This is a genomic window from Virgibacillus sp. 7505 (genome assembly GCF_002272135.1).
Classification (GTDB): domain Bacteria; phylum Bacillota; class Bacilli; order Bacillales; family Amphibacillaceae; genus Terribacillus.
In genome coordinates, this window is record NZ_NPBF01000008.1 from 160,255 (window position 1) to 185,716 (window position 25,462).

At 44.0% G+C, this 25,462-nt stretch carries 28 protein-coding genes and 1 other annotated feature; of the genes, 7 read left to right on the forward strand and 21 right to left on the reverse strand.

The genetic code is table 11. From position 1 onward, the window contains the following. Nucleotides 1-20: 20 nt before the first annotated feature. Nucleotides 21-1,604, reverse strand: coding sequence for a phosphoglycerate dehydrogenase (serA, locus tag CHH91_RS03600; protein WP_095222036.1), 1,584 nt, complete (start codon nt 1,602-1,604; stop codon nt 21-23). A 2-nt stretch (nt 1,605-1,606) separates the two neighbouring features. Continuing rightward, on the reverse strand, nt 1,607-2,764 hold the full coding sequence (locus tag CHH91_RS03605) for a pyridoxal-phosphate-dependent aminotransferase family protein (protein WP_095222038.1): 1,158 nt from the start codon (nt 2,762-2,764) through the stop codon (nt 1,607-1,609). An 84-nt stretch (nt 2,765-2,848) separates the two neighbouring features. Beyond that, nucleotides 2,849-3,082 (reverse strand) — a binding site (T-box leader). A 164-nt stretch (nt 3,083-3,246) separates the two neighbouring features. On the opposite strand from CHH91_RS03605, the gene CHH91_RS03610 reads away from it, so the two are divergent. Further along, on the forward strand, nt 3,247-3,966 hold the full coding sequence (locus CHH91_RS03610) for an NAD-dependent protein deacylase (protein WP_095222040.1): 720 nt from the start codon (nt 3,247-3,249) through the stop codon (nt 3,964-3,966). Nucleotides 3,967-3,994: 28 nt separating this feature from the next. Here the strand turns inward: CHH91_RS03610 and CHH91_RS03615 are convergent, their stop codons facing one another. The 9 genes from CHH91_RS03615 to CHH91_RS03650 all read right to left on the reverse strand — a co-directional run bounded on the left by CHH91_RS03615 (nt 3,995) and on the right by CHH91_RS03650 (nt 10,479). Further along, complete coding sequence (locus tag CHH91_RS03615) at nt 3,995-5,425, reverse strand: MDR family MFS transporter (RefSeq protein ID WP_095222042.1); 1,431 nt, start codon at nt 5,423-5,425, stop codon at nt 3,995-3,997. Between the two features lie 226 nt (nt 5,426-5,651). Further along, nucleotides 5,652-5,882: a 30S ribosomal protein S18 gene (gene rpsR, locus CHH91_RS03620; protein WP_038562624.1), complete on the reverse strand. Its 231-nt coding sequence runs from the start codon at nt 5,880-5,882 to the stop codon at nt 5,652-5,654. 20 nt (nt 5,883-5,902) lie between these two features. After that, on the reverse strand, nt 5,903-6,409 hold the full coding sequence (gene ssb / locus CHH91_RS03625; protein ID WP_095222054.1) for a single-stranded DNA-binding protein: 507 nt from the start codon (nt 6,407-6,409) through the stop codon (nt 5,903-5,905). A 12-nt stretch (nt 6,410-6,421) separates the two neighbouring features. Beyond that, nucleotides 6,422-6,712, reverse strand: coding sequence for a 30S ribosomal protein S6 (gene rpsF / locus CHH91_RS03630; RefSeq protein ID WP_095222056.1), 291 nt, complete (start codon nt 6,710-6,712; stop codon nt 6,422-6,424). Between the two features lie 145 nt (nt 6,713-6,857). Then, nucleotides 6,858-7,958 (reverse strand): redox-regulated ATPase YchF, encoded by a 1,101-nt coding sequence (gene ychF / locus CHH91_RS03635; protein ID WP_095222057.1) that lies wholly within the window; start codon nt 7,956-7,958, stop codon nt 6,858-6,860. Continuing rightward, a complete protein-coding gene (locus CHH91_RS20440; RefSeq protein WP_176465656.1) occupies nt 7,949-8,089 on the reverse strand; it encodes a hypothetical protein in 141 nt (46 codons plus the stop codon). Before CHH91_RS20440 ends, ychF begins: the two co-directional genes overlap by 10 nt. 200 nt (nt 8,090-8,289) lie before the next feature. Then, nucleotides 8,290-8,496, reverse strand: coding sequence for a DUF951 domain-containing protein (locus CHH91_RS03640; RefSeq protein WP_095222059.1), 207 nt, complete (start codon nt 8,494-8,496; stop codon nt 8,290-8,292). Continuing rightward, nucleotides 8,489-9,409 carry a mechanosensitive ion channel family protein gene (locus CHH91_RS03645; RefSeq protein WP_095222061.1) on the reverse strand — a complete coding sequence of 307 codons (921 nt, stop codon included), beginning with the start codon at nt 9,407-9,409 and terminating at the stop codon, nt 8,489-8,491. Before CHH91_RS03645 ends, CHH91_RS03640 begins: the two co-directional genes overlap by 8 nt. Before the next feature lie 50 nt (nt 9,410-9,459). Beyond that, entirely contained in the window at nt 9,460-10,479 is a 1,020-nt protein-coding gene (locus CHH91_RS03650) for a YkvI family membrane protein (RefSeq protein WP_095222062.1), read from the reverse strand. Nucleotides 10,480-10,565: 86 nt separating this feature from the next. On the opposite strand from CHH91_RS03650, the gene yyaC reads away from it, so the two are divergent. Continuing rightward, the gene (gene yyaC, locus CHH91_RS03655) at nt 10,566-11,159 is read left to right on the forward strand and encodes a spore protease YyaC (protein ID WP_095222064.1); all 594 of its coding nucleotides are present in this window, start codon (nt 10,566-10,568) and stop codon (nt 11,157-11,159) included. A 58-nt stretch (nt 11,160-11,217) separates the two neighbouring features. Here yyaC and CHH91_RS03660 read toward each other — a convergent pair whose 3' ends face one another. The 10 genes from CHH91_RS03660 to rpmH form a co-directional block, all read right to left on the reverse strand. Beyond that, nucleotides 11,218-12,057 (reverse strand): ParB/RepB/Spo0J family partition protein, encoded by an 840-nt coding sequence (locus tag CHH91_RS03660; RefSeq protein WP_095222065.1) that lies wholly within the window; start codon nt 12,055-12,057, stop codon nt 11,218-11,220. Then, a complete protein-coding gene (locus CHH91_RS03665) occupies nt 12,029-12,811 on the reverse strand; it encodes a ParA family protein (protein ID WP_095222066.1) in 783 nt (260 codons plus the stop codon). Before CHH91_RS03665 ends, CHH91_RS03660 begins: the two co-directional genes overlap by 29 nt. Before the next feature lie 147 nt (nt 12,812-12,958). Further along, nucleotides 12,959-13,810, reverse strand: coding sequence for a nucleoid occlusion protein (noc, locus tag CHH91_RS03670; RefSeq protein WP_095222068.1), 852 nt, complete (start codon nt 13,808-13,810; stop codon nt 12,959-12,961). 219 nt (nt 13,811-14,029) lie between these two features. Further along, nucleotides 14,030-14,746, reverse strand: a complete 717-nt coding sequence (gene rsmG / locus CHH91_RS03675; RefSeq protein ID WP_095222069.1) for a 16S rRNA (guanine(527)-N(7))-methyltransferase RsmG — start codon at nt 14,744-14,746, stop codon at nt 14,030-14,032. A 21-nt stretch (nt 14,747-14,767) separates the two neighbouring features. Then, nucleotides 14,768-16,654, reverse strand: coding sequence for a tRNA uridine-5-carboxymethylaminomethyl(34) synthesis enzyme MnmG (gene mnmG / locus CHH91_RS03680; RefSeq protein WP_095222071.1), 1,887 nt, complete (start codon nt 16,652-16,654; stop codon nt 14,768-14,770). Between the two features lie 18 nt (nt 16,655-16,672). Beyond that, nucleotides 16,673-18,049 (reverse strand): tRNA uridine-5-carboxymethylaminomethyl(34) synthesis GTPase MnmE, encoded by a 1,377-nt coding sequence (mnmE, locus tag CHH91_RS03685; protein ID WP_095222072.1) that lies wholly within the window; start codon nt 18,047-18,049, stop codon nt 16,673-16,675. Between the two features lie 193 nt (nt 18,050-18,242). After that, a complete protein-coding gene (jag, locus tag CHH91_RS03690; protein WP_095222074.1) occupies nt 18,243-18,881 on the reverse strand; it encodes an RNA-binding cell elongation regulator Jag/EloR in 639 nt (212 codons plus the stop codon). Next, nucleotides 18,881-19,657 (reverse strand): YidC family membrane integrase SpoIIIJ, encoded by a 777-nt coding sequence (gene spoIIIJ / locus CHH91_RS03695; RefSeq protein ID WP_095222076.1) that lies wholly within the window; start codon nt 19,655-19,657, stop codon nt 18,881-18,883. Before spoIIIJ ends, jag begins: the two co-directional genes overlap by 1 nt. A 37-nt stretch (nt 19,658-19,694) precedes the next feature. Next, nucleotides 19,695-20,069, reverse strand: coding sequence for a ribonuclease P protein component (rnpA, locus tag CHH91_RS03700; protein WP_095222078.1), 375 nt, complete (start codon nt 20,067-20,069; stop codon nt 19,695-19,697). Nucleotides 20,070-20,252: 183 nt separating this feature from the next. Next, nucleotides 20,253-20,387: a 50S ribosomal protein L34 gene (gene rpmH, locus CHH91_RS03705; RefSeq protein WP_093726343.1), complete on the reverse strand. Its 135-nt coding sequence runs from the start codon at nt 20,385-20,387 to the stop codon at nt 20,253-20,255. Nucleotides 20,388-20,995: 608 nt separating this feature from the next. On the opposite strand from rpmH, the gene dnaA reads away from it, so the two are divergent. The 5 genes from dnaA (at nt 20,996) to remB (ending at nt 25,456) form a co-directional block, all read left to right on the forward strand. After that, nucleotides 20,996-22,345, forward strand: coding sequence for a chromosomal replication initiator protein DnaA (gene dnaA / locus CHH91_RS03710; RefSeq protein ID WP_095222080.1), 1,350 nt, complete (start codon nt 20,996-20,998; stop codon nt 22,343-22,345). Nucleotides 22,346-22,533: 188 nt separating this feature from the next. After that, the gene (gene dnaN / locus CHH91_RS03715; protein ID WP_095222082.1) at nt 22,534-23,676 is read left to right on the forward strand and encodes a DNA polymerase III subunit beta; all 1,143 of its coding nucleotides are present in this window, start codon (nt 22,534-22,536) and stop codon (nt 23,674-23,676) included. Nucleotides 23,677-23,834: 158 nt separating this feature from the next. Further along, a complete protein-coding gene (yaaA, locus tag CHH91_RS03720; RefSeq protein ID WP_095220703.1) occupies nt 23,835-24,056 on the forward strand; it encodes a S4 domain-containing protein YaaA in 222 nt (73 codons plus the stop codon). A gap of 30 nt (nt 24,057-24,086) precedes the next feature. After that, on the forward strand, nt 24,087-25,211 hold the full coding sequence (recF, locus tag CHH91_RS03725) for a DNA replication/repair protein RecF (protein WP_095222084.1): 1,125 nt from the start codon (nt 24,087-24,089) through the stop codon (nt 25,209-25,211). Then, complete coding sequence (remB, locus tag CHH91_RS03730) at nt 25,211-25,456, forward strand: extracellular matrix regulator RemB (RefSeq protein ID WP_095222085.1); 246 nt, start codon at nt 25,211-25,213, stop codon at nt 25,454-25,456. The genes recF and remB overlap by 1 nt, the downstream gene beginning before the upstream one ends. Nucleotides 25,457-25,462 lie beyond the last annotated feature (6 nt).

Consider the following 25,462-nt stretch of genomic DNA (forward strand, 5'->3'; position numbering starts at 1 on the left):
ACATAGTCTGCTCGCTTTTTTTATATCGTGATAGCTGTCACATCAAAAATGTCATCCAGCTGTTTTAATCCTTCCACTTCTTCTTTCTGCGGCTCTTTATCGACCGTAAGCATCATGATTGCGTCGCCGCCCTCATTTGAGCGCCCTACCTGCATCGTTGCGATATTGACTGCGTATTTAGCAAGTAATGTACCTACACGGCCAATTGCGCCTGGCTGGTCTTTATGTCGGACCAGCAACATATGGCCGGCAGGCGTGACATCGACATAATAGTCATCCACCTTCACAATACGTGCTCCTAAACCATTAACCAGTGTTCCTGCTACTTGATGCGTCACGGTTGCCGATTTTGCCTCGACTGTTACCAGACTAGTGAAGCCTCTTGTTGTAGATGTTTTTTGCTCATTGATTGTGATACCGCGTTTCTTGGCTAGGTGAGTCGCGTTTACGTCATTTACATTTCCTAGATAACGCTGCAGCAATCCTTTGACTGTATTTCGTGTCAATGGAGCAACCTCTTGGTCCGCCAGGTCTCCCGCATAATAGACGGTCACTTCCTCTATTGCATCAGGCATTGTGCGCGCAAGGAAGGCTCCAAGCTTTTCAGCAAGATCAAAGTAAGGCTGGATTTTCCGCATCACTTCTGGAGAAATGGAAGAGAAGTTGACCGGATGGATCGCCTGACCTCCTTGCAGAATCTGCATCACATCTTTGCTGACGTCAATCGCAACGTTTTCCTGCGCTTCCACTGTGCTTGCACCTAGATGCGGTGTGGCAATAACCTGCGGCAGCTCCAGCAGTTTATGATGAACTGCCGGCTCCTCTTCGAACACATCCAATGCAGCGCCAGCTACCTTCCCGCTGATGATTGCTTCATACAAAGCATCCTCATCAATAATCCCGCCTCTTGCACAGTTCATGATCTGTACACCATCTTTCATCTGTGCGAAAGCTTCAGTGGAAATCATATGATGTGTTTCTTTCAGCAATGGTGTATGAACTGTCAGGAAGTCACTCGCAGCAAAGACCTCTTCCAGTGTTCCATAGCCAATCCCCATCTTATCCGCACGGTCTTTTGTCAGGAATGGATCATAGGCGATTACATCCATACGCTGCCCCTTTGCACGGTATGCAACTTCTGCCCCGATTCGTCCCATGCCGACAATACCAAGTGTCTTACCTTTCAATTCCACGCCGATATGCTGCTTACGTTCCCAGCGTTCTTCCTTCAAAGCAAGGAAAGCCTGCGGGATGTTGCGCGCAAGTGACATCATCATCGCAACTGTATGCTCAGCAGCGGAGTTAGTATTCCCATCCGGTGCGTTGACAACGACTATCCCAAGCTCTGTTGCAGCTTCCAGATCGATATTATCCACCCCAACACCGGCACGCCCAATCACTTTAAGATTAGGAGCTGCTTCCATGATTGCACGTGTAACAGTCGTCTGGCTGCGGACAAGCAGCGCATGATATTTACTGATCTTTTGGATGATTTCTGCTTCTGTCAGGCCAGTATCCACTGTAACAGCAAAGTCATCTGCTTGTGTTAATGGGGCCATGCCTTCTTCACTTAACGGATCACTGATTAGTACGTGGTAAGTCATGTTCAATTCGCTCCTTGTTCCAAGTAGATTTGCTGTGCTGCTGCAGTGCCTGTACCTAATGTTATTTGTTTGCCAATCTTCACAAGGCCTATTTCCACTGCTCCGATCACCTGCAGTACATCTGCCGGAGAGCAATATCCCATATGACCAATCCGGAAAATCTCTCCCTTCATATGCTGCTGTCCGCCTGCAAACGCCAGGTTGAACTCCTGCTTCACTTGCTTACGCAGCTGCTCGGCGTCGAAGTCTGCCGGTTTAATGGCCGTAACTGTCGGAGAAGCATAAGCATCCTCTACTAGCAACGGTATATCTAGCGCACGGAAAGCAGCTCTTGTCATATCCCGCATCAGCCGATGTCTAGCATACACCTGCCCCAGCCCTTCTTCCTCAAGCAATGAGAGCACTTGCTCCAGTCCGAACAATATGGATAAAGCCGGTGTGAAAGGTGTGCTGTCCTTTTCGAGTCCATCCCGATATTTTGTCAGATCCAGATAGAAACGGGGTTGAGTATTTGCTTCAATCACACGCCATGCCCGGTCACTTACTACAGCGAAGAACATGCCACCAGGCAGCATAAATGCCTTTTGCGTTCCTGTCACCAAAATGTCGATGCCCCATTTATCAAATTCCGTCTCTACACCTGCCACACAGGATACGCCATCAACGATGACCAAAGCCTCCGATACATCATGGACTGCTTCTGCGATTTCCTTGATTGGGTTCAGCACTCCTGTGGACGTTTCACAATATGTGACGAAAACAGAGCTGATTTCCGGATGTTTACGCAAGAATGTCTTGATATCCTCCGGATTTGCCGCTTCTCCCCATGTAACGTCCAAACGATGTACTTGAAGCTGATATGCTTGGGCTATTTTTACAAATCGATCACCAAAAGCACCTACGACTACAATCAGCACGTCATCTCCCGGCTTGGAAGTATTGGCTACTGCCGCTTCCAAGCCGGCTGTACCGCTGCCAGTCACAAGCAATACATCTTGTTTTGTTCCGAATACGGGCTTCAATTTCGGCTTGATCCGCTGCAGCAAAGCTGTTGTCTCTGCACCGCGATGGCCGATCATCGGCTGGCTCATTGCGCGCTGTACACTAGGCGGAATTGGTGATGGTCCTGGAATCCGTAGTAAAAGTTGATCTGGTAACATAATTTCTTTTCCTCCTTGGATTGTAAGATATCTTCACAGGTAAAAGAGCCCATAAGAAAAGCCTTCCGCTCCCTTACCTGATAAGTAAGGGGCGAAAAGCTTGGATCTACTCACGCGGTGCCACCCTTTTTCACTGTCTGCTTCCACACGACAGCCTTCATTGAAGCTATGCATAACGGGCATATACCGGACAAACCTACTAAATTCAGCCTGCCTATTCAGAAGTGCTGCCCTTTGACGGATTATGCTAGTTCACACCAGCCACTAGCTCTCTTGGATAATCACGAACAAAGGTATGATCTTCATCAACATAGTTATGTTTTGGTTCAATTTTTTATTTATCATAGCAGACTTACAGTCATTGTCAATACGTTTTCTAATAATTATAGCAAATCCGATTGTTCGGATTTTGCTGTTATCTGCTTCCTTCTGCCTTTTTTGCTATACTGGAAAAAATAATAAATGCGCTGGAGGTATGAAACATGCAATTGGAAACAGCAGCTAAAATGATCGCAGGTGCTTCATCAGTCGCAGTCTTGACTGGAGCTGGCGTATCCACTGCCAGCGGTATTCCTGATTTCCGCTCCACCACTGGTCTTTGGACTGCTGATGAATCCCGGGAATACTATATCTCCAATCACTATTTTTATAAGGATCCAGTAGATTTCTGGCAGAAATACAAGGATATTTTCCGCGTGAAGCTGCTAAAGGATTACGGTCCGAACCATGTACATCGCTATCTCAGAGACTTAGAAGTGAACGGAAAACAAATCACTGTCATCACCCAGAATGTTGATGGTCTTCATACCCTTGCAGGTAATGAACATGTCATTGAATACCATGGTACTTTGAATAGTGCCACATGCCCGAACTGCGGCAGGAGCTATGGCTTGCCTTATCTATTGGCAGCTGAAACCCCTGTTTGCGAAAGTTGTGAGCATGTGCTGAAGCCGGATGTTGTTTTGTTTGGTGATCCGATTACCGAGCATGACAGAGCAGAACGGGCGATACAGCAGAGCGAACTGGTTCTTGTATTAGGAACATCCCTGCTCGTCAGTCCATTCAACATGCTTCCTGAATACGCCAGCTCACTTGGAAAGCCATCCATCCTGATCAATCGGGAACCAACAGTCATGGATGAGCTATTTGATATTATCATTCATGATGATCTTTCCGAAATTGTGCAGCAGCTGCAAAAATAGCGAGCCCCCTCAGGGAACTCGCTATTTTTCATTCGTATTGATAATGGTGAACTGGTTTGGATTGTTTGACTAACAGAACGAATACTACGGCGGCAACAGCAAAGGCCCCTGCAATAGTAAAGGCAAACTGTAAGCCAGCTGTCATCGCCTGATCAGCACTCTGGGAAGCTACAGCTTGACTCCCGCCGCTCATCAAGGTGATGAACAGTGCCGGACCAATTGCCCCAGAGATTTGATTAAAGGCATTCAGAGAAGCACTGCCATGCGAATAGAGCTCTTCCGTCAATTGGTTCAGACCCAATGTCGTCATCGGTGTCAGAATCAGCCCAATTGCGAAAGTAAAGCCAACATACAGCAACGTAAACTGCAGCATTGTCGTTTCAGTTGAAATTGTCGTCATCAACCCGATCATTGCCACTAACAGTATTGTTCCTGTGATAGCAAATGGCTTTGGTCCGAATCTATCGGAAAGACGGCCAGTAAGCAATGCCATGATTGCAATCATGATACCGCCTGGGAACAGGACAATACCAGAATCAAAAGCACTGATCCCTAAAGCATCCTGCATGAACACAGGCAAGAGAATCATCGCTGCAAAGAAGCACATCATGACTGTAATGGTCACTAATATTGCCATTAAGAAATTTTTATTTTTGTATGGGCGCAAATCCAGCATCGGCGTCTCCAAATTGAATTGACGATAAGCGAAATATGCAATCGCAGCTAGTCCAATCAGTAAAGCGCCCAATACTAACGGACTTGTCCATCCTTCTGCTCCAGCACTGCTGAATCCGATGACGATGGAACCAAAACCGATCACTGCCAGCACGACAGATAGGATATCGATCTTTGTACGCTTCGTCTCCAGCACATTCCGAACATAATAAGCAGCAAAGCCAAGCAAAACAAGTGTCACAGGCAATACGCTGATGAACACAAATCGCCAGGAAGCCTGTTCCACAACAAGGCCGGAAAATACAGGACCGATAGCAGGTGCAAACAGTATCACTACCATGAGCAACCCAAGCATTGAACCGCGCTTGGCGAGCGGTGTGATCGTAATGATCACTGTCGTTACAAGCGGGATGATAATCCCTGAACCAGAAGCTTGAATCACACGTCCGAGCAACAGAATTGAAAAGTTAGGAGCAATACCGGCAATCAGCGTTCCTATAAAGAAAAACGATAGTGCAGTCAGCAATAATTGCCGCGTGGTAAAACGCTGCATCAGATAAGCACTGATCGGAATAAGAATACCGATTGTCAGCATATAACCGGTTGAAAGCCAATGAGCAGTCGTCGTTTGGATTCCAAGGGTCTCTTCTATATTGGGCAAAGCGACATTCATCACAGTTTCATTTATCAATGCAATGAAATTCCCCACCATTAAGACAATGATCAACGGAATACGATTTTCCACTTGCACATGCTTGTCAATTGTTTGTGTAGTAGCAGCCATATAGATGCTCCTTTCCATCTGTCAGATTAAGAATCAACTTTTCCCATTATAAGGGTTCTGCTATGAGATTCAAGCATCTTGTTCGTTATAGGCGCTTATTATCAAATTAATTAAATTCTGAAAACTAGATGCAAAAAGAGACCCTACATATAGCGCCTCTTGTCATATACTCAGCTATTAAAATATATAAAAAAAAGCATCATCCTGATGGATGATGCTTTTCTCATTACTCGCTCACGTATGGCAATAGAGCCATTTGACGAGAACGTTTGATAGCGATTGTCAATTTACGCTGGTATTTTGCAGAAGTTCCAGTCACACGGCGAGGAAGAATTTTTCCACGCTCGGAGATGAAACGTCTAAGCAAATCAACGTCTTTGTAATCGATGTAAGTGATGCCATTTGCTGTGAAATAACATACTTTTCTGCGCTTAGCGCGACCACGACGTGCTGCCATATCAGATTGCCTCCCTTAAATTAGAATGGTAGATCATCATCGGAAATATCGATCGGTTCACCTTTATCACGGAAAGGATCTTGGTCGTTATTTCGATTATAGTTATTATTATTGTTATTGTTGCTATTGAAATTGTTATTATTGTTGTTGAAGTTCGAGTTCTGATTTTGGTATCCAGAAGAACCTTGTCCGCCTCCTTGAGAGCCACCTTTGGTCTCGAGGAATTGCACGCTATCCGCAACAATTTCTGTTACATATACACGATTACCCTCTTGATTATCGAAGCTTCTCGTTTGGACACGGCCATCTACGCCAACCAGACTTCCTTTGCTCATGAAGTTCGCCAGATTTTCGGCTGGACGTCTCCATACAACACAGTTAATGAAATCTGCCTCACGTTCGCCTGACTGATTAGAGAAAGGACGGTTTACTGCTAAGGTAAAGTTGGCAACTGCCACTCCATTTGGTGTATAACGCAGGTCCGGATCCTTGGTTAATCTGCCGACAAGTACGACACGATTTAACATCAGAACCCCTCCTTATTTCTCGTCTAGACGAATAGCCATCTGACGAATAATATCATCAGAGAACTTCGCTTGACGGTCGAATTCATTAATAGCGGCTTCATTGCCGTTTAGATTAATGACATAGTAGTAGCCATCACGGTAATCGTTGATTTCGTAAGCAAGACGTTTCTTGCCTTTCTCGTCAACTTTCACGATTTCCGCACCGTTATCAGTTAGGATTCCGTTGAAACGCTCAACTAGAGCAGTTTTAGCTTCTTCCTCGATATCTGGGCGGACGATGTACATGATTTCGTATTCTCTCATCCGTTTGCACCTCCTTTTGGACTTAACGGCTCTTATCTTTCATAAGAGCAAGGAGTAATCTTAATTACTCACAATGATGAATTATAGCAAATTATCTGCCGTTAAGCAAGCTGTTTCCACATATTTGCAAGATGAGGATCCGACCTTACACGTTGAAACGGAAATGCATGACATCCCCGTCTTTCACCAAATACTCTTTTCCTTCCAAACGAACTTTCCCGCGTTCTTTCGCAACACTCATAGAACCCGCATCAACCAGGTCTTCGTAGGAAACTGTTTCCGCACGAATGAATCCTTTTTCAAAGTCACTATGGATGATACCAGCTGCCTGAGGAGCTTTGATGCCCATAGGGAACGTCCAAGCACGAACTTCTTGTTCACCAGCCGTGAAGTAAGTTGCAAGCCCAAGAAGGCTGTAAGACGCCTTGATCAGCTGATCCAAACCGGACTCCGGAATACCTAGCTCTTCTAGGAACATTTCTTTTTCCTCTCCTTCGAGCTCTGCAATTTCCGATTCAATCTTCGCACAGACCACAATCACCTGCGCACCTTCGTTTGCAGCGAACTCCTGCACTTTTACAAGATTCTGATTGGCAGAAGGATCTGCTACTTCTTCTTCGCTCACATTAGCAGCATACAAGACTGGTTTGCTTGTCAATAGATGCAAGCCTTTCACAATCTTACTTTGCTCCTCAGTAAATTCCAGCGCACGTGCTGGCTGTTCGTTCTCTAATCCATCCTTGATTTTGGACAGAATCTCTTGTTCTACAACAGCTTCTTTGTCCTTTTGACGTGCAAGTTTTTCCACACGCTGCAGACGTTTGTTGACAGAATCAAGATCCGCAAAGATCAATTCCAAGTTAATCGTCTCGATATCATCGATAGGATCTACTTTACCGGATACATGCGTAATATTTTCATCATCAAAGCAGCGCACGACGTGAACGATTGCATCCACTTGTCTGATGTGTGATAGGAACTGGTTTCCTAGTCCCTCCCCTTTACTTGCACCTTTTACGATACCAGCGATATCGGTGAACTCAAAAGCAGTCGGGATGGTTTTTTTCGGTTTGACCAGTTCAGTCAATTTATTTAAACGTGAATCAGGGACTTCTACGATGCCGACATTCGGATCGATCGTACAGAACGGATAGTTTGCAGATTCCGCTCCCGCCTGTGTGATCGCATTGAACAATGTGGATTTACCGACGTTTGGTAATCCGACAATACCTGCTGTTAAAGCCATGTAATCTTCCACTCCTTAAGTGTCCTGGCCGCTTTTACGTACAGCCGGCCAAAATAGATCTGCTTACTGAACACTCCGCCCAAAGGCAGGGAAGATGGGGCAGTACCGGTAACTGACTTACGATATATCATGTCAGCTTGCCCTTACTTTGTCCAAGTAAACATACGTACTTCTAGAGTACACTATTCTCTATAAAACAGCAAAATTATGTGTGGATTTCTGCCATTTGGATACGCATTTCTTTCTATAATTGATTTTTGTATATAAAAAAAAGAAGTCCTTCCGATGACAAAATCGGACAGACTTCTATGTTTCACGTGAAACGCGTATTTTAATTTGACGGTTCTTCTGCATGCTCCAAAACTTTTTTCATTTTTGTCTCGAATTTTTTTCGAGGAATGAGCACGCTATGACCACAGCCTTCACATTTAATCCGGATATCCATTCCCAGCCTGATAATCTTCCACCGGTTTTCGCCACATGGATGGGCTTTTTTCATTTGTACCACATCATTAAGCTGATAGACTTTGTCACTCACGAGCATTCCCCCTTACCGCACTTTCCTGCATGAGCTCTTCTGCTTCTTGTTTATTATACATGACCAGCCTTGGAGCTGGAATACTGATATTGCGTTCCAATAGTTTTGTTTTGATACGGTTTCTAGCTTCCCTTGCTACACCAAAATGCTGCATTGGCAAAGTTTCAATGATTGCCCGCAAAACGATGTGAGACGTTGACAAGGTCTCCACACCTAACAGCTGCGGGGTTGCTTGTATCTCAGGATATTCAGCAGGCATTTCCAGCAGCACCTGCATGATGACCTCTTCTGCTACTTGCAGATTCGCTTCATACGGTACATTGATGTCCAATACTCCCAAGCTGTTGTGGACAGAGAAATTGGTCACTTGTGTAATATTGCCATTTGGTATGATATGCAGTTCGCCTGTCCAGTTACGAATCTTACATGTCCGCAATCCGATCTCCTCTACATCTCCCCGCACGCCAGCTGTCTGAACATTATCTCCTACAGAAAATTGGTTTTCGAAAATAATGAAGAAGCCGCTGATAACATCCTTCACTAAGTTTTGTGCTCCGAAACCTATTGCTAAACCGGCAACTCCGGCACTTGCAATCAATGCGCCAATGTTTAATCCAAGCTGTGATAACACCATCACAACAGCGGTGAAATACACAACATACGTAATTACATTTTGAATTAGTTTTTTCAGCGTATTTTCGCGGCGTTCTGATACAAGAGGAGCTTTCAATTTCGCTTTTTCCCTAAAGGAATTATGAAAAGTCCTCTCCACTATATTATTGGCTACGCGAGCAACAACCATAGATAATATAATGATCATAACAATCTTTAACACTGCTAATCCAATGGTTGTCCAAAGCTCGGCACTCGTCAAATAATCGTAAATACTGGTCCACTGCTCCTCTACATTCATGAAGTACGTATCTCCTCGTCCAGTTGTTTTCTTTATATATTATCAAATTTCTATTTCATTTTGTATCGATTTAGTAATGGGTATACAAGAATGGCGGAGAGGATGTAAAGATTAGCAAAGCCAAAAATCGGGTACATCAAAGCTATCAAGTCTGTAAAACCAAGCTGTGTGAGCGGCAGCATAAGCAAAACCAGCACAGCTGCTTGCAGCCAGAGCGGTCCCTTCCATTTCGTTTGAAATCGTGAAACAATACCCAGTATTCCCGAGACAGCCGAGGTATAGATAGCAAGCCATAACACAATACTGATGCTAATAAGTACAATAGAGGGATAGTTTTTCAAAATATAGAACAAAGGGATATCATAGTGTGGAATTGCATGACTGATATGCATCAAATCATTATTGTATAAGTACGTAAGCGCACCAATGATAAGCCCGCTGCCGATACTCGCAATCCATAACTCCCCCTTCCCTTTCATTTGCTTACCGATTGCACCAATTACAGCTACAACAGGAAGGATATTCAGCGCTGTGAATGGGAATGCCGCTTGCCAATTTGCCTGTTTACGCCAATCCTGCAGCAGATTGATTTGTTCATGTCTTGTATAGATGATAAGAACAAGAACAAGGCCTCCGACTAGGATAGGGAGGATATAACTATTCATCGAAACGACGCCCTCTACATTGGATGTGAAAATAAGGACAATCATTAACGCAATGAAGAGAATACCCAGCCAATTCGGAATCTGATACATCGTTCCAGTAGCACCGCCAGCAGCAATCATAACAACAGTCACTGTAAAAAGATAGAAAACAATCAACACATCATAAAATGCAGCCAACCTTCTGCCGACAAGCCGCTCCAGTACCGGAAAGTAATGCGCGCTTCTTTCGGTGAAGCTTATATGCAGAATCACATGACTGCATATCGTAAACAGAACGGTGAAAATGATGATAGCCAGTCCACTTTCATAGCCAAAAAATTGCCAGATCTCTCTTCCTGAGGCGTATCCAGCCCCTATTAATGTTGCCAATATCAAAAACATCCATTTCAGCCCTGCAGCCCACATCACAGTCCCTCCAATTTCATATGAACACGTATAGAAAAAGTAGAAAAGCTATATACTATTACCAATATGTGTATGGAGGATAAGCTATGAGCCTGAAGAGAATATTTACGAAAAAAAAGGAGTTCCGCTGCGACTATCAAGACCCCCTTCTTATGAGTAAAGCCTATGAAACAATCAGCTCATGGATTCCTGATGATCGGGAGATAGTTGTCCTTTGCATCGGTACAGATCGTTCAACCGGTGATGCACTAGGACCCATTATTGGTTCATTTCTGACGGAAAAACCATTGAACAGACTTCAGGTTTACGGGACTCTGGAATCTCCTGTGCATGCTGTCAATCTGGTTGAACGTCTGCAAATGATAGAGGAAAAGCATCCAAATGCTTATATAATTGCAATTGATGCCTGCTTAGGCAGAACCAGTTCCATCGGTTCTATTATCGTTTCTCCTACACCTCTTCGTCCGGGTGCCGCATTAAAGAAAAATCTTCCAGCAGTTGGGGATGCCCAAATAACTGGAATTGTTAACGCCAGCGGTGATATGGAGTATTTTGTGTTACAAAATACTCGTTTGCATCTTGTCATGCAGCTAGCATACAAAATCAGTGCCCTCTTACTTGCTGTCGATCGCAAACAAGTTCCTATACTATCACCCGACATAACAGCTGCCGAAAACTGATATGTTTCACGTGAAACAAACAAAAAAAGCCAAGAGAAGCGTAAGCTCCTATTGGCTTTTATCTATTCAATACATTTAAAATTCTTTCCAAATCTTCATCGGAGAAGAACTGAATCTCTATCTTCCCTTTTCGCTTACCCCGATGAATTGTTACATCTGTTCCGAATTGATTCCGCAGCTGGGATTCAGTCTGAACAAGAAATATATCCTTTACAGCCTTCTTTTTCTCTGGTTCTGGAAGATTATTGTTCATCTTGATGATGAGCTGCTCTACTTGCCGGACATTCAGCGATTCGTTGCGTATTTTCTCAACTAGCGGCTGCAATCTCTTTTTATCCTTTAACCCCAATAGAGCGCGCCCGTGACCCATTGATAATTCACCATGATTGATTAAGTCACTAATCTCGGGGGGCAGCGTCAATAAACGAACAAGGTTCGCTATATGAGATCGGCTCTTACCTAAGCGTTTAGCTAAAATCTCCTGCGTGATATCCAATTCCTTCATCAAATTGGAATACGCTTGTGCTTCTTCAATTGGCGTGAGATCTTCCCTCTGAAGGTTTTCCAGCAGGGCAAGCTCCATCATCTTCTCATCATCCAATGACTTGATGATGACAGGCACTTTTTTCAAACCTGCTGCTTTTGCTGCGCGGAATCTTCTTTCTCCCGCTACAATTTCATAGCCTTTTATACTCTTACGGACAATGAGTGGCTGCAGGATGCCATATTCCTGAATCGATTGCGACAATTCCTCAATTGCATCTGCAGAAAAGACTTTGCGCGGTTGATATGGATTCGCCCGGCATTCCTTGATTGCAATTTCTTGAATCTGATCTTCTTCTTTCATTTCCAATTCTGGAAAGAAAGCATTAAGACCTTTCCCCAACCCTTTGGCCATGCGCCATCACTTCCTTTGCTAAGTCTAAATAAACTTCTGCACCACGCGACTTCGGATCGTAAATAATGATTGGCTGACCATAACTAGGTGCTTCTCCCAACCGGACATTTCTTGGAATGATCGACTGGTACACTTTATCTTGAAAATATTTCTTTACTTCTTCAATAACTTGAATACCAAGATTCGTACGGGCATCCAGCATTGTCAGCAATACTCCTTCAATCATTAGATGCTTATTCAAATGTTTTTGTACAAGCCGAATCGTATTCAATAGCTGACTTAGCCCTTCTAATGCATAATACTCACATTGAACTGGGATAAGGACCGTATCTGCCGCTGTCAGCGAATTCAAAGTCAACAATCCTAAAGAAGGCGGACAATCGATGATGACATAATCATAATTGTCTTTCACACTATCAATAGCCTTTTTCAGACGGACTTCCCTTGAGATCGTAGGCACTAGCTCGATCTCGGCTCCTGCAAGCTGAATAGTAGCCGGAATGACATCCAAATTATCAACAGCTGTTGATACAAGGACGTTTTCGGCTTCCATATCTTCGACTAGGACGTTATATACACAATTTTCGACATCTGCTTTGTTTACACCAACACCGCTTGTAGCATTTCCTTGCGGATCAATGTCTACTAGCAAAACTTTATTTCCTAAAAAAGCCAGGCAAGCACTCAAATTGACGCTGGAAGTTGTCTTCCCTACTCCGCCCTTTTGATTTGCTATTGCGATTACTTTGCCCATGGTGTCACCTACCTCAAACTCAATACATTTATTCTATCATTTTTTCATAGAAACCGACGGATAAATTCAAGATTTTGAAAAGTTAGCTCCCTTTTCCTATATAAAAACCCATCTTTCAGCAAGATGGGGATATTATTGGAGCTTTATTCAGGATTTTTTCGGGATTTTAATCGTAATTTGATAATAATCGTCCTTATCTTCTTCCTCTGTTTCCAAGTTGATACCGGTATCGGAAACCATGGAAAGTGATTGACGGATTGTATTCATGGCAATGCGCATATCCTTATTGATACCCTTCAGCTTCGGACGCTTCTTTTTCGGCTGGGCATTTAAAATACGTGCAATGCGTGCTTCTGTCTCTTTTACATTCAATTCTTTATCTATAATTTCCTGCAAAATCAACTCTTGTTTGTCTGCATCTTTAAGAGCTATGAGCGCACGAGCATGCCGTTCTGTGATTTTCTTTGCCAATAACGCTTGCTGTACAGATTCTGGCAGCTTTAACAAGCGCATCTTATTAGCAATGGTAGATTGGCTTTTTCCAAGACGCTGCGCCAGTGCTTCCTGAGTCAAAGAATGCAGCTCCAACAAACGCTCATATGCAAGAGCTTCTTCGATAACAGTCAACTCTTCACGCTGCAGGTTTTCTATCAGTGCTACAGAGGCCGTCTCTGTATCCGACATTTCACGGATGATGGCAGGCACTGTTTCCCATTCCAAGGACTGCACTGCACGCCAGCGACGCTCTCCTGCAATCAATTCATAGCTGCCCTCAGAATTTTTCCGTACAACTATTGGCTGGATGATGCCATGTGTGCGGATCGTCTGTGCAAGCTCTTTGATTTTATCCTCTTGGAAAACAGTTCTTGGTTGGTATTGGTTCGGGACTATATCCTGTACCCGAAGGTTTACTACTTCATCCTGATGCGCATCATTTTCCGTTTCTGCTGAATCCGATTTATCACCTAGCCCAAAAATACGGCTGAACGGGTGTAACATCCTCAGACACCACCTTTTTTTACAATCCTAATCTAGCAAGCAGGTACATAAGGAATAGTAAATGTTTCACGTGAAACATGTATAAAAAGGCGCAGCAGTTCTACAGTAGAAGCTGCTGCGCTTACATAAGCCGAGCCAGTTCCTTATCTACTATTTTATCATAGATTGGTTGAGAATGGTAAGCTTGTATGGTACTTCATTCACTATTTTTCTCTTGTATTAAACGATCGGCTCGCGGTTTGGAACTCCAGCTTTACGAGGGTATTTCTTCGGTGTCTTCCGACGTTTGGCGATGATGGCGATATTCCTTTCTCCACCCTCTTCTGGCAAGTCGAAAGTGAAGCTTTCCACCAATTCGCCGCCCAGCAATTGAATTGCCGGTTCTGCCTCCCGAAGTTCCGTTTCCAAATTAGGTCCTTTCATGGCAATAAAATGACCTTTAGTCCGGCAAAGCGGCAGACACAACTCTGACAGTACGGACATCCGAGCTACTGCTCTCGCCGTGACCAAATCATAGGATTCACGGAAGGATTCATTTTTCCCGAAGTTCTCCGCTCGGTCATGATAAAAAGCGACATTGGATAAGCCAAGCTTCGTTGCAAGCTCGTTAAGGAATGTAATTCTCTTCTTCAAGGAGTCAACAATTGTCACTTTCAGCTCTGGAAAAACAATTTTCAGCGGGATAGATGGAAACCCAGCTCCTGCTCCAACATCACAGATACTTTCATCTCCTTTAAAATCAAAGAAGAAAGCAGCAGAAATCGAATCGTAGAAGTGCTTTAAATACACTTCCCCTTTTTCTGTAATTGCTGTTAAGTTCATCTTTTCATTCCACTCCACCAATAGATGGAAATAATCCTCCAGCTGCTTTAGCTGCTTCTCGGATAATGTGATTCCCTGCTCATCCAATTGTTGTAGAAAATCTGCTTGGTTCATCCTGTACCTCTTTTCGACAGATTATTGATTTGCTGCTTTCACGTGTCCACCTTGTTCGATAAATACGAGCAGGATGGAAACATCGGCTGGGTTTACACCGGAAATACGGGATGCCTGGCCAACAGATAGCGGACGGACTTTTTTCAGTTTTTCGCGTGCTTCTGTTGCGAGTCCGCTGACATCATCGTAATTGATTGTATCTGGTATTTTTTTATCTTCCATACGCTTCATCCGCTCCACTTGCTGCATGGATTTCGCGATATAGCCTTCATACTTCGTTTGAATCTCAACTTGCTCTTTTACGTCAGCAGGCAGCTCTTTGTCTGCAGGAACGATTTTCTCCAGCAAGCTGTATTTGATTTCAGGACGCTTCAAAAGATCAGATGCACGCTGTGCTTCTTTCATGACAGATCCGACTTCGTCCATCAGCTCAAGCACATGCGGTTCTGTTTTGATGATGATTCCTGCCAAACGATTTCGTTCTTCTTCAATCAGGCGTTTTTTCTCCAGGAAGCGCGCATAGCGTTCTTCGCTGATCATACCGATTTGATGTCCGATTTCAGTCAAACGCATATCTGCATTATCATGACGAAGCAGCAAACGGTATTCTGCACGGGATGTTAGCAAACGGTAAGGTTCATTCGTACCTTTTGTAACCAAGTCATCGATCATAACACCGATGTAAGCTTGGGAACGATCAAGAATCACAGGATCTTTGCCGAGTGCTTTTGCAGCAGCATTGATACCAGCCATGATTCCTTGACCGGATGCTTCTTCATAACCGGATGTTCCATTGATTTGACCCGCTGTGTAAAGACCAGGAATTTTTTTCGTTTCCAAAGTCGGCCATAGCTGTGTCGGAACCATTGCATCATACTCGATTGCATAGCCGGCACGCATGATTTCAGCGTTTTCCAAGCCAGGGATCGTTTGAAGCATTTCTTTTTGGACGTATTCCGGCAAGGAAGTAGACAGTCCTTGTACATATACTTCCTCTGTGTTGCGTCCTTCTGGCTCCAAGAAGATTTGGTGGCGCGGTTTATCGTTGAAACGGACAACTTTATCTTCAATAGAAGGACAGTAACGCGGTCCTGTTCCTTTGATCATACCGGAATACATAGCAGATAAACCTAGGTTTTCATTGATGATATTGTGTGTGAATTCATTAGTGTACGTCAGCCAGCAAGGGATCTGATCGGTAATGAATTCAGTTGTTTCGTAAGAGAACGCAAGCGGTTCTTCGTCTCCTGGCTGAATTTCTGTTTTGGAATAATCGATGGAACGGCTGTTTACACGTGGTGGTGTGCCAGTTTTGAACCGTACCATTTCCAAGCCAAGTTCTTCAAGATGCTCTGACAACGTGACGGATGCACGTTGGTTGTTCGGGCCGCTTTCATAAGAAACATCTCCGATGATGACGCGTCCGCGCATGAATGTTCCAGTCGTGATAACGACTGTCTTTGCGTAATACGCCGCTTTCGTTTCTGTGATGACACCTTTGCAGACACCATCTTCAATGATTAAACGGTCAACCATTGCTTGACGCATCGTCAGGTTTTCTTGGCTTTCCAATGTTTTCTTCATTTCAGTGATATATAGCGGTTTATCCGCTTGAGCTCGCAAAGCACGTACGGCAGGACCTTTTCCTGTGTTGAGCATACGCATTTGAATATACGTTTTATCAATAACTTTACCCATCACGCCGCCAAGTGCATCGATTTCGCGCACTACCACACCTTTTGCAGGTCCGCCGACGGATGGATTACATGGCATGAATCCTGTCATGTCAAGGTTCATGGACAGCATTAGAGTATTAGCACCCATTTTTGCTGCTGCCACACCAGCTTCACAGCCAGCATGTCCTGCACCTATGACGATGACATCATAATGCCCAGCATCGTATGTCATGTTCATTCTCTCCTTTTTTTATTTTCCTAAGCAAAACTGTGAAAACAGTTGGTCGATTAAGCTTTCATGTACGGTATCTCCAATGATTTCACCGAGCAATTCCCATGTTCTTGTCACATCTATTTGGACGATATCCATCGGCATTTGCATTTCGATGCCATTCATCGCTTCCCGAAGTGATGACAATGCCTGCTTCAAAAGCTGGATATGTCGTACATTCGATATATAACTCAAGTCGCCGCCATCGATTTCCCCTGCAAAGAAGGTATCCTTGATAGCAAGCTCCAATTCGTCGATTCCTTTTTCTTCAATCAATGCAGTCGTAATGACTGGACGGTCTCCTGCCAGCTGACGAACTTCTTCCAGATCGATTTGCTGGGAGAGATCCGTTTTGTTGACGATGACAATCACATCTAGACCGGCAACAGCTTCGAATAAGTTACGATCCTCGTCAGACAAAGCTTCTCCATAGTTCAGCACAAGCAAAATAAGGTCACTTTGCTTTAGAACCTGACGTGAGCGCTCTACACCGATTCGTTCCACGATATCCTCTGTTTCACGGATTCCCGCTGTATCAACCAGCTTCAATGGCACGCCGCGTACATTGACGTATTCTTCAATGATATCTCGCGTCGTACCGGCGATTTCTGTAACAATGGCTTTATTTTCATGCACTAGTGCATTCATCAAAGAAGATTTCCCAACGTTCGGACGGCCGATAATTGCTGTAGCCAACCCCTCCCGCAGGATCTTTCCTTGCTTCGCCATTTCGAGCAGCTTCTCTATCTCTTCATACACATATTGTGTTTTTTCAATCATCATATTGTGGGACATCTCTTCCACATCATCATACTCGGGATAATCAATGTTCACTTCAACATGCGCTACTGTTTCCAATAATTCCTGGCGCAGCTTCTGGATCAAACGGGATAGTCTGCCCTCCATCTGATTGAGAGCAACGTTCATTGCCCGATCAGTTTTCGCTCGGATCAAATCCATGACAGCTTCTGCTTGAGAAAGGTCGATGCGTCCATTAAGAAAGGCTCTCTTAGTGAACTCCCCTGGCTCTGCCAGACGTGCACCTTCCTGCAATGCTAGTTCCAGGACACGATTCACGGATACTAGACCACCGTGGCAATTTATTTCAACGACATCTTCCCGTGTGAATGTTTTCGGTGCCTTCATAACAGACACCATCACTTCCTCTGCAACCTCGCCGGTTTCCGGGTCGATGAGTTTACCATAATGAATTGTATGACTTGGTACATCAGTCAGTTTTTTTCCATCAAAAAGTTTAGCAGCAATCTCCACTGCTTCAGCACCACTAAGACGAACAATGGCTATCGCTCCTTCTCCAACAGGAGTCGATATCGCAGCTATTGTATCATTCTGCATTTCTTCACCTCTTTCTATCTTTTTTTATCTATTTATCCACAGCATATAGCTATGATTAAGTTTATACTCACTAACTTATAAGAATAGCACAGGTGTCTATCAAAAAGAAAGATATCCACATGAAAATTTAGTGGCAGATGCTAGCTTCGGCTTATCCACATGTGAATAGAGAGCATAAAAAAAAGTCTTGGCATCATTGCCAAGACTTTTCCTTAACTGGTTGGATGACGATATACCTGTTCGGTTCCTTACCTTTCGAAACGGTTTCGACACCCTTTTGCTTTTGAGCTGCCGCATGGATGATTTTCCGTTCGCTAGCCGGCATTGGATCAAGAGGAATTGCTTTTTGCACCGCCAATGCCTTACTGGCAGCCTGGACAGCTAGCATTTCAAGCGTTTCCCGTCTTCTTGACCGATATCCTTCCGCATCGACGGTAACGGTATAATGATATGCTTTTTGCTGATGCAGAAATTGTTCGACAAGCTGTTCCAGCGCATTGAGCGTTTGTCCCCTTTTTCCAATCAACATGCCGAGATTTTCTCCGCTAAGTGTAAACATCACATGCTTTTTCTTCCGGGCCGTGATCTCCACCTCTGTACCTGGGCGCAGATGCTGGATGACACTTTCCAAATATTCTTTTGCCGCTTGTACGTTATCAGTCTTCACGACCACTTTAATTACTGCCGGTTTGGCACCGAACAGATTGAGGAAGCCTTTGCTTCCTTCATCTATTATAGTGACTTCGACTTCTTCCTTAGAAACACGTAACTGCTGTAAAGCTGATTGAATCGCATCATCTACTGTTTTGCCGCGAGCAGTCAGCTGTTTCATTATTTCTTGCTGTCTGCTTGTGCTTTGTTTTTCGACATCATCGGTTTATTGATAAGCAATGTCTGTGCCACCATGAAGATGTTACCGACTACCCAATACAATGCCAAAGCTGATGGAAGGAATAGCGCAAATACAGTAATCATGACTGGCATGATATAAAGCATCATCGTCATTTGCGGATTAGCTGCCATTGCTGTATTTCCTGCCATCATCAATTTCTGCTGCAGGAATGTTGCAAGACCTGCTACGATTGGCAGAATGAAGTACGGATCCGGGGATCCAAGCTGTACCCAAAGGAAGTTATGTTCCTTGATTGCTTCTGTACGGCTGATTGCTTGATAGAAAGCAAGCAAAATTGGCATCTGTACGATGATCGGCAGACATCCTGCCAAAGGATTTACACCGTGACGCTGGAAGAGCTGCATCGTTTCCTGCTGTAGTTTCTGTTGCGTGTTTGCATCTTTGGAGCTGTATTTCTTCTGAAGTTCCTTTAATTCAGGCTGAATTTCCTGCATTGCCCGAGAGCTCCGCAGCTGCTTGATGTTCAATGGCAGCAATACCAATCGGATGATCACTGTTACGATGATGATCCCAAGACCAAAGTTCTCACCTGTAAGATCTGCGAAATATGCAATCAACCAAGATAGCGGGTAGATGAAATACTGATTCCAGAACCCGGTACTTTCCGAAGTGATTGGATCGGTGTTCGGCGCACAGCCTGCTAAGGCCGCGACGAGCAGCACGAGTGCCAATACTAATAAAACTTTTTTACGCACCATGTTTCCTCCTTAACTTCCTTGCATAAGACTTTCCCTATTGCTTCTCTTTATTGTTTTTTCTGTTTGGCTGTTTCAGCAGATGTGATTTCCAAAGCACGTGGGTCAAGCTCTTTTTCAATTCCTGGTAAGCCATATCCTTCGCCGGCTGCCTGGCAATGACAATGAAATCATAGCCAGGAGCAACCTGCTCGTCCAGTTCATGAAAGGCTTGTCTCAAGTAGCGCTTAATCTTGTTCCGCATAACAGCGTTTCCAAGTTTCTTGCTGACAGACAGTCCGATACGGAAATGCGCATCCGACGTTTCCTGCTTCTTATAATATAGAACGAGCTGACGGTTCGCAAAGGAGCTTCCCTTTTGGAATACTTCCTGGAATGCCTCATTCTTTTTAATTCGATATTCTTTCTTCATAGAGGGTCCCCTCAAGCATGCCTATTTGCGAGAATAGTCTTTAATTTGAAAGAAGGAGAATAAACGCGGCATTTAAGCTTGTAGTTTATTCTCCTTCTCTACTCATGTAAAAGCACAGCTTTTTGCTGTGTCAGTACACCGTTCAAGTATATAAAGTCAAAAAGACCACTACTTCAAGTGGTCTTATGCAGACAATACTTTTCTTCCTTTACGACGACGACGAGCTAGAACTTTACGTCCGTTTTTTGTGCTCATACGCTCACGGAAGCCGTGTACTTTTTTTCTTTTACGGTTATTAGGTTGAAATGTACGTTTCATATATAAAACACCTCCCTCGAGGATATATAAAAATAATGCGAAAGGTCATAGACAGTCTTGAACATTATACGTAAAGAATGGCAGACATGTCAACCTATCATTTTTTACGGGATCCTCTCTTTCTTTTATCCACAGCCCATGTTAACCTAGTAACCCTGTGCATAACTTTTTCCACACAAGTTTTCGACAACTTACACACATAACCGCATGCTGTGGATATATTTTGTCTACAATCGCCGGCATTTGTGGATAAGTGTCGATTAAGCATTGCAAGACAAGGATTATTCTGGTATCATATCTGTGTTTTACTGATTGGATAACCATCTCACCAAAATCCCTTATCCACAGATTGTGGATAAACTGTGGACATCTATTCACAGGGCTGTAGATGCAGTTATCAACAGCAGCGTGGACAACTGAAGAAGTGGCTTCATTGCCCTTTATTATGCGGATTTTCTATCCACATCCATATATGTATGTGCACGGCCTTTTTGCATGCGTGAACCTTTTTTCGCATGTCTCGAAAAGGCCTTTTAATACCTATCATGTTGCAGTTCTTAATGGAAAGTGACTGCTTCTTTCATTTTTTTCAGAAAGGGGGATGCCTGTTGGAGAATATTCAGGATTTATGGAAAAAGACATTACAAGCAATAGAAAAAAGAATCAGTAAGCCCAGTTTTGATACTTGGCTGAAAAATACACAAGCCTATGCTCTTGAAGAAGATACACTTGTGATTGAAGCCCCCAACGAATTCGCCAGAGACTGGCTGGAAAGCAGCTATTCCTCTTTGATCGGAGATACACTTTATGAAGTGACAGGCAATCGGCTGCAGACGAAATTCATCATTCCGGAATTTCAGCAGGAAGAAGAAGTCATCCGCCAGCCGATGCCCAAAAAAGCTGCCGTAAAGGATACGTTGGCAGAATCACCAAAAAGTATGCTGAATAGCAAGTACACATTTGATACATTCGTTATCGGCTCTGGGAATCGGTTTGCCCATGCTGCTTCGCTTGCCGTTGCAGAAGCACCCGCAAAAGCTTATAACCCGCTATTCATATATGGTGGTGTCGGGCTCGGTAAGACCCATTTAATGCATGGTATCGGCCATTATGTCTTGGATCATAATCCGAATGCAAAGGTTGTTTACTTATCCTCCGAGAAGTTCACGAATGAATTCATCAATGCCATCAGGGATAATAAGACAGCAGAATTTCGGGCTAAATACCGCAATATCGACGTCCTTCTCATAGATGATATTCAATTCCTGGCTGGAAAAGAACAGACGCAGGAAGAGTTCTTCCATACATTCAATGCGTTACATGAAGAAAATAAACAAATCATCATTTCCAGTGACCGGCCGCCAAAGGAAATTCCAACATTGGAGGACCGGCTCAGGTCCCGCTTTGAATGGGGATTGATCACGGATATCACACCTCCGGATCTGGAGACACGGATTGCCATCCTTCGCAAGAAAGCAAAAGCAGAAGGCTTGGACATCCCGAATGAAGTCATGCTGTACATTGCCAATCAAATAGACACCAATATCCGGGAGCTGGAAGGTGCTCTTATACGTGTTGTTGCTTATTCATCCCTTATCAACTCGGATATTGATGCTTCCTTAGCAGCAGATGCACTGAAAAATATCATTCCCAGCTCTAAGCCGAAGGTCATTACGATCCATGCGATCCAGGAACAAGTCGGCGAGCGCTACAATGTCCGCTTGGAAGAATTCACTGCGAAGAAACGTACGAAGGCCATCGCTTTCCCTCGCCAAATCGCTATGTTCCTATCACGGGAACTGACTGATTTCTCTTTACCGAAAATTGGAGAGGAATTCGGCGGCAGAGACCATACAACCGTTATTCACGCGCATGAGAAAATCTCTAAACTACTAAGTGTAGATCAGGATTTACAGCGCGACATCGATGAACTAAAAGAAAGACTCAAATCTTTCTGACGATTGGACCCTGTTGATAAACGTGCATAAAGCCATTTTTTATTCACATATTATCCACAGGGTATTTTTATTGGTATTACTGGGCTTTTCTATACTTATCCACATAATCACAGGCCCTATTACTACTACTGTATTTTTATAAATAATAATTAATAAGAAGAACCCCCCATAGGAGGAACGCAATTATCATGAAATTTGTCATACAACGTGATCGGCTCTTAGCAAGTATTCAGGATGTTGTGAAAGCAATCTCATCCAGAACAGCAATTCCGATCCTTACCGGGATGAAAATCGAAGCAAAAGAAGATGGAATCACGTTAACAGGAAGTGATTCTGATATTTCCATCGAATCTTTCATTCCAAAAGAAGAAGACGGCATTGTCTATGTTGAACACATCGAACCTGGCAGCATCGTACTGCAAGCAAAATACTTCCCGGAAATCGTTCGAAAAGTACCAATGAATGCTGTTGAAATTGAATCCGACGCACAATTGAACGTAACGATCCGATCCGGAAGTGCTGAATTTAAATTAAATGGACAGGACGCAGAGGAATATCCACAGCTGCCAAAACTGCATAGTGAAGATAGCTTTGAACTGCCTGCTGATTTACTGAAAAATGTCATCAAAGAAACTGTATTTGCTGTTTCAACCCAGGAAACTCGACCACTGCTTACTGGTGTGAATGTTCGCGTTCAGGAAGATCAGCTGCATTTTGTTGCGACAGATAGTCACCGTTTGGCATCCCGTCAGATCCCTGTTTCAACAAATGAAGCAGCGTTAGGTTTCCAAAATGTTGTCATTCCAGGGAAAAGTTTGACCGAATTGAACAAAATCCTTGATGAGAACCAGGATCCTGTCGAAATTCGGATCACAAATAATCAAATTCTGTTCCGGACAAAACATCTGTATTTCCTATCCCGTCTTTTGGAAGGAAACTATCCAGATACATCCCGTCTCATTCCATCAGAAAGTAAGACAGCATTACTTATCGACACGAAGGAATTGCTCCGCTCTATCGACCGGGCATCCTTACTGGCGAAAGAAAATAGAAATAATGTCGTGAAGCTGGTAACCCAGGATTCCGGACAGCTTGAAATCAGCAGTAATTCCCCGGAAGTTGGGCGTGTCGTAGAGGAAGTGACCGTTCAGGAAATTTCAGGTGAAGAATTGCGGATCAGTTTCAGTGCAAAATATATGATGGATGCATTGAAGGTCATCGAAAGTGAGCAAGTGAAGATCGAATTCACGGGAGCAATGCGCCCATTCCTTATCCGTCCAACTGACGACGAGGACCTGCTGCAGCTGATTACACCAGTCCGTACTTACTGAGTTATTCACATGTGGATAAAGGCACTGCCCTGGCGGCGGTGCTTTTTTTCTGTGCATAACATGACGTCAGCAGGATTGGGCATAATGAAAATAACTTTCAAAGTTGTGGATACTTTAGTAAAATAATAAGAAGGCAACATAAAGTAAGGAGAGCGGAAATGAACGAAGAAATTCAGATCAATACCGAATATATCCAGCTTGGGAAATTCCTGAAGCTAGTGAATGCTGTCGAAAGCGGGGGAATGGTCAAGCTGTATTTAGCTGATTATCCGGTGCTGGTCAATGGCGAGGAAGAAAACAGACGCGGCAGGAAGCTGTATCCGGAGGATCGTGTAGAGCTGCCGGCGACATCCGAGGTATTCATTGTCAAAAAGGCATAGCAGTCTGCCGGATACAGAAAGGACCTAAGCATGCATATCCAAGAGCTAACGCTTACGCATTATCGGAATTACGATAAGCTGCAGCTTCAATTTGACGATAAGGTGAATGTGATCATCGGCGAGAATGCACAGGGCAAGACGAATCTGATGGAGGCCATCTACGTGCTTGCCTTCTCCAAATCGCATCGAACCCCTAAAGATAAAGAACTTATCCAATGGGATCAAGATTATGCTAAAATAGAAGGGAACATCCTCAAGCGGAAACAGCGGTTTCCGCTTGAGATCGTCCTATCGTCCAAGGGAAAGAAAGCAAAACTGAATCACCTGGAACAAAAACGCCTAAGTGATTATATCGGGGCGCTCAATGTCGTCATGTTCGCTCCTGAGGATCTGAACTTGGTGAAAGGCAGTCCGCAAATTCGCAGGCGTTTTATTGATATGGAGATCGGGCAGATTCAGCCGGTCTATATCTACCACCTTGGACAATACCAAAAAGTATTGAAGCAGCGGAATCATTTGCTGAAGCTTCTGCAGCGTCGCCAAGCTGACACGACAATGCTTGATGTGCTGACGGAGCAGCTGATCGAGCATGCTGCCATCATATTAGAGAAACGCTTCCTCTTCCTCGGAATGCTCCGAAAATGGGCACAGCCCATCCACCAGAGCATCACGACGAAGCTTGAGACGCTTGATATAGAATATCTTTCCAACTTGCACGTATCAGAAGAATCCGATAAGGAAACGCTGAGAGTAGCATATGAGGAGAAATTCTCTGAATTACGGACACGTGAAGTGGAAAGAGGGACAACTTTAGCAGGCCCCCATCGTGATGACCTGTCTTTTTATGTGAATGGGAAAGATGTACAGGCTTTCGGTTCACAGGGTCAGCAGCGTACGACTGCTCTGTCGCTGAAGCTGGCTGAGATAGAACTGATTTATAACGAGGTCGGAGATTATCCGATTCTTTTGCTGGATGATGTCTTAAGCGAGCTCGATGACAGCAGGCAATCGCATTTGCTGGAAACAATACAGGGGAAGGTCCAAACCTTTGTCTCCACGACGAATGTATCGGGAATCCAGCATGAAACTCTGAAACAGGCAGAACTGTTCACGATAAAATCCGGGAAGCTTGTCAGTGAGTCAGGAGGGTCCTGATGTTTATCTCGATCGGTTGGAATAATGTCGTCAGAGCTGAAGAAGTGGTGGCCATCCTGGAATACAGCCAAGCAGCTAAAACAGTTGATCCCACTTTGGCAGAAAACGATGAAGCGGATCATATATCAGCCAAATCTATCATTGTCACCACTGATCGGATTTATTCCAGTCCTTTATCCGTGCAGACATTGAAGAAACGGGCTGATACAACGGTTCCGAGAATGATAGAAGAAGATAACCTTTAAAGAAAT

Coding starts and splice junctions, on each gene's coding strand:
- CHH91_RS03610 (WP_095222040.1), top strand. CDS start 3,247: ATGCAATTGGAAACAGCAGCTAAAATGATCGCAGGTGCTTCATCAGTC.
- ssb (WP_095222054.1), bottom strand. CDS start 6,409: ATGTTAAATCGTGTCGTACTTGTCGGCAGATTAACCAAGGATCCGGAC.
- ychF (WP_095222057.1), bottom strand. CDS start 7,958: ATGGCTTTAACAGCAGGTATTGTCGGATTACCAAACGTCGGTAAATCC.
- serA (WP_095222036.1), bottom strand. CDS start 1,604: ATGACTTACCACGTACTAATCAGTGATCCGTTAAGTGAAGAAGGCATG.
- rpsF (WP_095222056.1), bottom strand. CDS start 6,712: ATGAGAGAATACGAAATCATGTACATCGTCCGCCCAGATATCGAGGAA.
- yaaA (WP_095220703.1), top strand. CDS start 23,835: ATGAACGAAGAAATTCAGATCAATACCGAATATATCCAGCTTGGGAAA.
- CHH91_RS20440 (WP_176465656.1), bottom strand. CDS start 8,089: ATGATATATCGTAAGTCAGTTACCGGTACTGCCCCATCTTCCCTGCCT.
- CHH91_RS03665 (WP_095222066.1), bottom strand. CDS start 12,811: ATGGGCAAAGTAATCGCAATAGCAAATCAAAAGGGCGGAGTAGGGAAG.
- yyaC (WP_095222064.1), top strand. CDS start 10,566: ATGAGCCTGAAGAGAATATTTACGAAAAAAAAGGAGTTCCGCTGCGAC.
- CHH91_RS03645 (WP_095222061.1), bottom strand. CDS start 9,409: ATGAATGTAGAGGAGCAGTGGACCAGTATTTACGATTATTTGACGAGT.
- recF (WP_095222084.1), top strand. CDS start 24,087: ATGCATATCCAAGAGCTAACGCTTACGCATTATCGGAATTACGATAAG.
- mnmE (WP_095222072.1), bottom strand. CDS start 18,049: ATGCAGAATGATACAATAGCTGCGATATCGACTCCTGTTGGAGAAGGA.
- rpmH (WP_093726343.1), bottom strand. CDS start 20,387: ATGAAACGTACATTTCAACCTAATAACCGTAAAAGAAAAAAAGTACAC.
- CHH91_RS03615 (WP_095222042.1), bottom strand. CDS start 5,425: ATGGCTGCTACTACACAAACAATTGACAAGCATGTGCAAGTGGAAAAT.
- CHH91_RS03660 (WP_095222065.1), bottom strand. CDS start 12,057: ATGGCCAAAGGGTTGGGGAAAGGTCTTAATGCTTTCTTTCCAGAATTG.
- rnpA (WP_095222078.1), bottom strand. CDS start 20,069: ATGAAGAAAGAATATCGAATTAAAAAGAATGAGGCATTCCAGGAAGTA.
- jag (WP_095222074.1), bottom strand. CDS start 18,881: ATGAAACAGCTGACTGCTCGCGGCAAAACAGTAGATGATGCGATTCAA.
- noc (WP_095222068.1), bottom strand. CDS start 13,810: ATGTTACACCCGTTCAGCCGTATTTTTGGGCTAGGTGATAAATCGGAT.
- rpsR (WP_038562624.1), bottom strand. CDS start 5,882: ATGGCAGCACGTCGTGGTCGCGCTAAGCGCAGAAAAGTATGTTATTTC.
- dnaN (WP_095222082.1), top strand. CDS start 22,534: ATGAAATTTGTCATACAACGTGATCGGCTCTTAGCAAGTATTCAGGAT.
- CHH91_RS03605 (WP_095222038.1), bottom strand. CDS start 2,764: ATGTTACCAGATCAACTTTTACTACGGATTCCAGGACCATCACCAATT.
- rsmG (WP_095222069.1), bottom strand. CDS start 14,746: ATGAACCAAGCAGATTTTCTACAACAATTGGATGAGCAGGGAATCACA.
- CHH91_RS03650 (WP_095222062.1), bottom strand. CDS start 10,479: ATGTGGGCTGCAGGGCTGAAATGGATGTTTTTGATATTGGCAACATTA.
- mnmG (WP_095222071.1), bottom strand. CDS start 16,654: ATGACATACGATGCTGGGCATTATGATGTCATCGTCATAGGTGCAGGA.
- remB (WP_095222085.1), top strand. CDS start 25,211: ATGTTTATCTCGATCGGTTGGAATAATGTCGTCAGAGCTGAAGAAGTG.